The organism is Methanospirillum hungatei, assembly GCF_020216685.1.
In the GTDB taxonomy this organism is placed as follows: domain Archaea; phylum Halobacteriota; class Methanomicrobia; order Methanomicrobiales; family Methanospirillaceae; genus Methanospirillum; species Methanospirillum hungatei_B.
On sequence record NZ_JAIWNS010000264.1, the window covers coordinates 1 to 4,697 of the forward strand.

Annotated in this window: 4 protein-coding genes; 2 read left to right on the forward strand and 2 right to left on the reverse strand. The window is 45.9% G+C overall.

Annotation, left to right across the window (positions count from 1 at the left end; all coding sequences use genetic code 11):
* The coding region (locus LDL35_RS14560) for a PAS domain S-box protein (RefSeq protein WP_304023743.1) at positions 1–603 on the forward strand (603 nt) is incomplete at its 5' end.
* A gap of 5 nt (positions 604–608) precedes the next feature.
* Here LDL35_RS14560 and LDL35_RS14565 read toward each other — a convergent pair.
* On the reverse strand, positions 609–1,631 hold the full coding sequence (locus tag LDL35_RS14565; protein ID WP_304023744.1) for an HNH endonuclease signature motif containing protein: 1,023 nt from the start codon (positions 1,629–1,631) through the stop codon (positions 609–611).
* 23 nt (positions 1,632–1,654) lie between these two features.
* Positions 1,655–2,593 carry an MBL fold metallo-hydrolase gene (locus LDL35_RS14570; protein ID WP_304023746.1) on the reverse strand — a complete coding sequence of 313 codons (939 nt, stop codon included), beginning with the start codon at positions 2,591–2,593 and terminating at the stop codon, positions 1,655–1,657.
* A gap of 562 nt (positions 2,594–3,155) precedes the next feature.
* On the opposite strand from LDL35_RS14570, the gene LDL35_RS14575 reads away from it, so the two are divergent.
* The coding region (locus LDL35_RS14575) for an RND family transporter (protein WP_304023748.1) at positions 3,156–4,697 on the forward strand (1,542 nt) is incomplete at its 3' end.

The window sequence follows — 4,697 nt, forward strand, 5'->3', positions numbered from 1 at the left end:
GATCAGAGCCATGATATGATGTTCTGGCTTGATAAGTCGGGTAAAATTCGAGATGTCAGCGGAAGTGTCCACTCTGTTCTTGGATATTCACATGAGGATCTTGACTCTGTGAATATGTCGGCGATAGATCCGAAATTTACGATAGATTCAGGGCTTGAAGTGTCCGGACAGGATCACCTTGTCCCGGTCAGATATGAGACTGAATTTGTCACGAAAAGTGGAAAACCGCTCATGGTTGAGGTATCGCTCATCTCCTATGAATATGCTGACGAGACCATGATTCTGTTATCAGCCCGTGACATTAGTGAACGGAAGATGATGGAAGAACTGAAGAAAAAGGCATTCACACAGATTGATAAAAACATCGAGCAGTTTGCAATCTTAAATGATCAGATACGAAACCCGCTCACCCTCCTCATGATTTATGCAGAGGAGATGGATACAACGGACGAAGCAAAAATCATGGAACAGATAACCAGGATTGATCAGCTGGTTGATAAACTGGATAAGGGACTTTTGGAATCAGAAAAGGTCCGGGGTTTTCTTCGGAGATATTATGAACACACGTCTGATACCCGGGAACCACATGAGGATACCTGGTAAGTGTTCTATACCTGTTCCATTTTTTGGACGTATCTATCCGCCCGGTTCCATGAAGGGAGGGTCCATGTCGTGTCATTGCTTTGGATTGTCACGGTTTCATCCTCTTTTTTCACGATGATGGTCCCTGCATGGACTGCCTGATGATGGGGGACACAGAGGGTAAGCATGTTCTCTGCCAGATCTTTTCCCTGCTCGGATAAGGGAATTATATGATGAACTTCAACCGGTCCTGTCGTCTCTTCACCCATAACAGAACAGATCTGGCAGCAGTTTCCATGGAGGTTCTTTACAAGATATGCCAGATATCGGTTCCTTTTCGTCTGCATCGGAAGAATTCTCCGTTCCTCCTCCTGAATCAGAGAATGAATATCCCTTCCTGCCTTTTGCGCTGTGATGAATACGTGATGGTATCGCCGCTCTGATGGAGGCTTTGTGATCGTTCCTGCATGAGAAAGGAGCGTCTCGCGATCAGAGCCACATGGGTTTATCTCATCTGCATATTCAGGAAAGACATCCAGTAATCTCAGAATGAGCAGTGGGTCCCCGTTTTCTATCCGGTCTTTGATAGTGGGTTTATTCAGAATTGCATCGAGCACCTGACGGCTACTGACCGGAATGAGTCCGAATCGTTCCCACCATTCAAGAATGATCCAAAGTTCCACCTGGTCGGATATCAGAAATTTCAGCCTCCCCCGCTTATTTAAAACCATGTTTGCCAGGGCATCTGCAGCATTCAGGTTGATCAGGTGTTGCAGATCCGGGTTACTCCTGAAAAAGATCTGAATGATGATGGCAATCCATTCAAAATCAGGTGAATATGGCCCTCCAGCCTGATAAAAGAGATATTCAAGATAGGCTATGGAGGAGGATGGAACGCCCAGTACCAGATCATCTGACCCGGCATGTCCTGCGGTGCATCTCTGAATCGCAGTCTGGATATCAGAACCGGTTATTAATACGCCAATTTTGATCTTTTCTGTGAGGGTATCAAAACATGGAATACAGTCACGCCAATGGACCGGTTTCATCTCTTCTCTGTGATGTATGGTTTTTACTCTCCGCCAAAGTGAAAAGTCGTCCCGACTGTACTGAATGCGAAGGCATGTGGCATAGCCTGGGCTATGGAGACCTGGGCCTCCCACCCGGTACAGTGAACGGGTATGATGTATGCGGGCTCTATCTCCTGCAGGGCCTTGATAGTGTCTGGAATGACCTTTTTAAAATACGGACCTGAAAGGTGGAAACCCCCCATGATTGCGTGAACAGTATCTATGCCGGTAATCTTTTGTGCATATCTGACCGAGTTGATTATTCCTGCGTGAGCACAGCCTGATATGACAATAAGACCCCTGTCTTTGAGGTGAATGAGAAGTGCCTGATCATCCCGGAACACGTCTTTTACAAATAAATCCCCCTCTCTTGCTTCAAGAACAGGAGAACCCTGCTCAAACGGAGTTATTCGTTCAACCTCTCCGGTAAGCAGTATCTTCTGATTCGCAATCAGTGAGGGGTCTCTGGACAGGGAGAGAATGCCCCCGGCGTGGGTGACTTCATCGGCAGTCATTGAGGGAAGCGTCGTATACGTGCCATCAGGTCTCTTCTTTCTCCTCATGGCAAATGCTGCCGGGTGGAGATGGACCGGAATACGACATGATGACTGACGAAGAACGCAAAAGAGAGCACCGATATGATCAAAATGTCCATGACTGATGACCACTTCACTGATCTCATCCAGAGAAATTCCCAAAGTTTTCGCGTTCTCTATGAAGGCCGTTTCTGTAGCTCCGGCGTCCATAAGGATAGTATGGATCTTCTCCCCGGATCGTACCTGTATCAGAAATGATAACCCGTGTTCGGCTAAAAGGGTCTTTCCATCAGAGAGTATCGGACGGCGAATAAAAGAAGTCTGCTCCACCATGAGGAGATCAGTGTAATTATCGACCAGGACGGTTACATCCACATGGTCAACAGGGTGTAATGAATATGTCATAGAATCACAAATTCTGTCTAATTATCTCTCATATGGGAAAATAAGTCCTTCTTTTGTACTCTGAACAGTACAGGCAGGGACCGGAATGCAGAGACCGCCGGATGCCGATAAAATATTTATACTATAGTGACAATATTACAGATTGTAACCTGCCGGTAGGAATTATCAAAGATATGGCAGGATTTTATGGATGGATGCATGAGGTGAAAATCGGTCTGGTCTTCTCATCAGTCTCCATCCATTTATATTTCTTTTCTGATCTGAATATCCTCTGATAACGAAAGACTATCATTAAATATTGTTTAATGCCATACTATCTGCATTACTCTGATAATTCGACATAACCAATGAAGTGCATGGATTGTGCAGGGTTTGGAATAAAACGGTTATCCATTGATTATTTCATACCCTGTCGTCTGGGATATCATCATCTGGTCAGATTCACCTATCATGATGTCATATCATGATCTCTGGATTGCGTATCGATACAAATGTCTCATAAAACATTCGAAAATCAGAACAGGTACCGCTTTTTTGATAATCTCCATGGAACGGAACCGGTATGTTCAAACCTTTTGACTGGCTGGCGTACCAGATAACGAGACATCCGGGTATCATCGCCGGAGTCGCCCTGGCTGCTTTTATCGTTGCACTGTATGGTACAACACTGATCACCATGCAGACCGGGAATGAAGCCTATCTTGATAAAAATACTCCTCGTGGCGCATTGCTGGCACACTATGCAGATACCTATGGTTCAGATGCCATAATGGTCATCATCGAGTCTGATGATGTCACGAAAGTAGATACGCTCTGGTATATTGACAGTCTCTTACATCATATCCAGAATCAGCAGTCGGTTGAACGGACATCCAGTATTGTGGCACTCTTAAAACAGGGCAACAACGGGGTTCTTCCCCGGTCATCTGCAGAGGTGAAAAGGATAATTCAGAACGCACCTGCAGAGATTGTCAGCCGGAACCTTCCCTCCAATATGATGACACTGGGCGTTATCACCCTCGTTCCCGGTCTGTCTGAGGATCGCCAAAAACAGGTTTTGTCAAATATTGAGACGATCGTGAAGACATCCCGTCCTCCCCCGGGAGTGTCTGTGACCCTGTCCGGAGAACAGGCCTTTAATCGGGAGATGGGCAAGGAGATGTTATCATCCATGGGGATTTTGATCATGGCGGCGATGATTCTCATGATAATAGCCGTCCTGGCTCTCTTTTCTGATGTCAGATATGCCCTCCTCCCCGTTGGTATAGTTGCAGCAGGCCTTGTACTGACCTTTGGTCTGATGGGGCTTACCGGAACCCAGATCAGCATGGTGGTCATTGGTGCATTTCCTGTCCTGATTGGAATTGGTATTGACTATGCCATCCAGATGCATTCAAGGCTTGATGAGGAGATCTATAAGACAACACTTCCGGAAGCGGTTACTACCACCATTACAAAGACCTGTCCTTCAGTCATGGTAGCGATGCTGGCAACATCCACCGGTTTTATTGCGATGATATTCGGCCCGATACCAATGGTCGGTGATTTTGGTATTACCTGCACGTATGGGGTAATATCCTGCTATATCGCAGCATTAATCCTTGTACCGGTCTTTGCCATGCTGATTCAGTATCGTGGGAAGAGGCAGACGAAAGATCCTGCCCACGATCATGATAACACCAAGGGCACCGGACAGACGACAACAGCCTATGAGGGGAATGCCAAAGAATCCCTGATAGAGAAGTACGACAAGATTTTGGGAAATACCGCATTAAAGATTGCACAGCGCCCGGTTCCGGTATTGTTGTTTGTATTCATCATTGCGGCAATAGGATTTACTCTTGATAACGAAGTTCCCATCAGTGCAGATCAAAAGACGTTCGTGCCCCCTGACATGCCTGCATTATTGGACATGAATAAAGTAACACGAACGATGGGGGCAACGAAAACCATTCCCATCATTGTATCAGCAGATGATGTCCTGCATCCAGAAAATCTTGCATGGATTTATAATTTCGGTGCATATGTTGTAAGAAAAAATGACAAAGTCACTGATGCTGACAGCATTGCTTCCCTGATCGCAGAGCATAATAATGGTACCCTG

Coding starts and splice junctions, on each gene's coding strand:
- LDL35_RS14570 (WP_304023746.1), bottom strand. CDS start 2,593: ATGACATATTCATTACACCCTGTTGACCATGTGGATGTAACCGTCCTG.
- LDL35_RS14565 (WP_304023744.1), bottom strand. CDS start 1,631: ATGAAACCGGTCCATTGGCGTGACTGTATTCCATGTTTTGATACCCTC.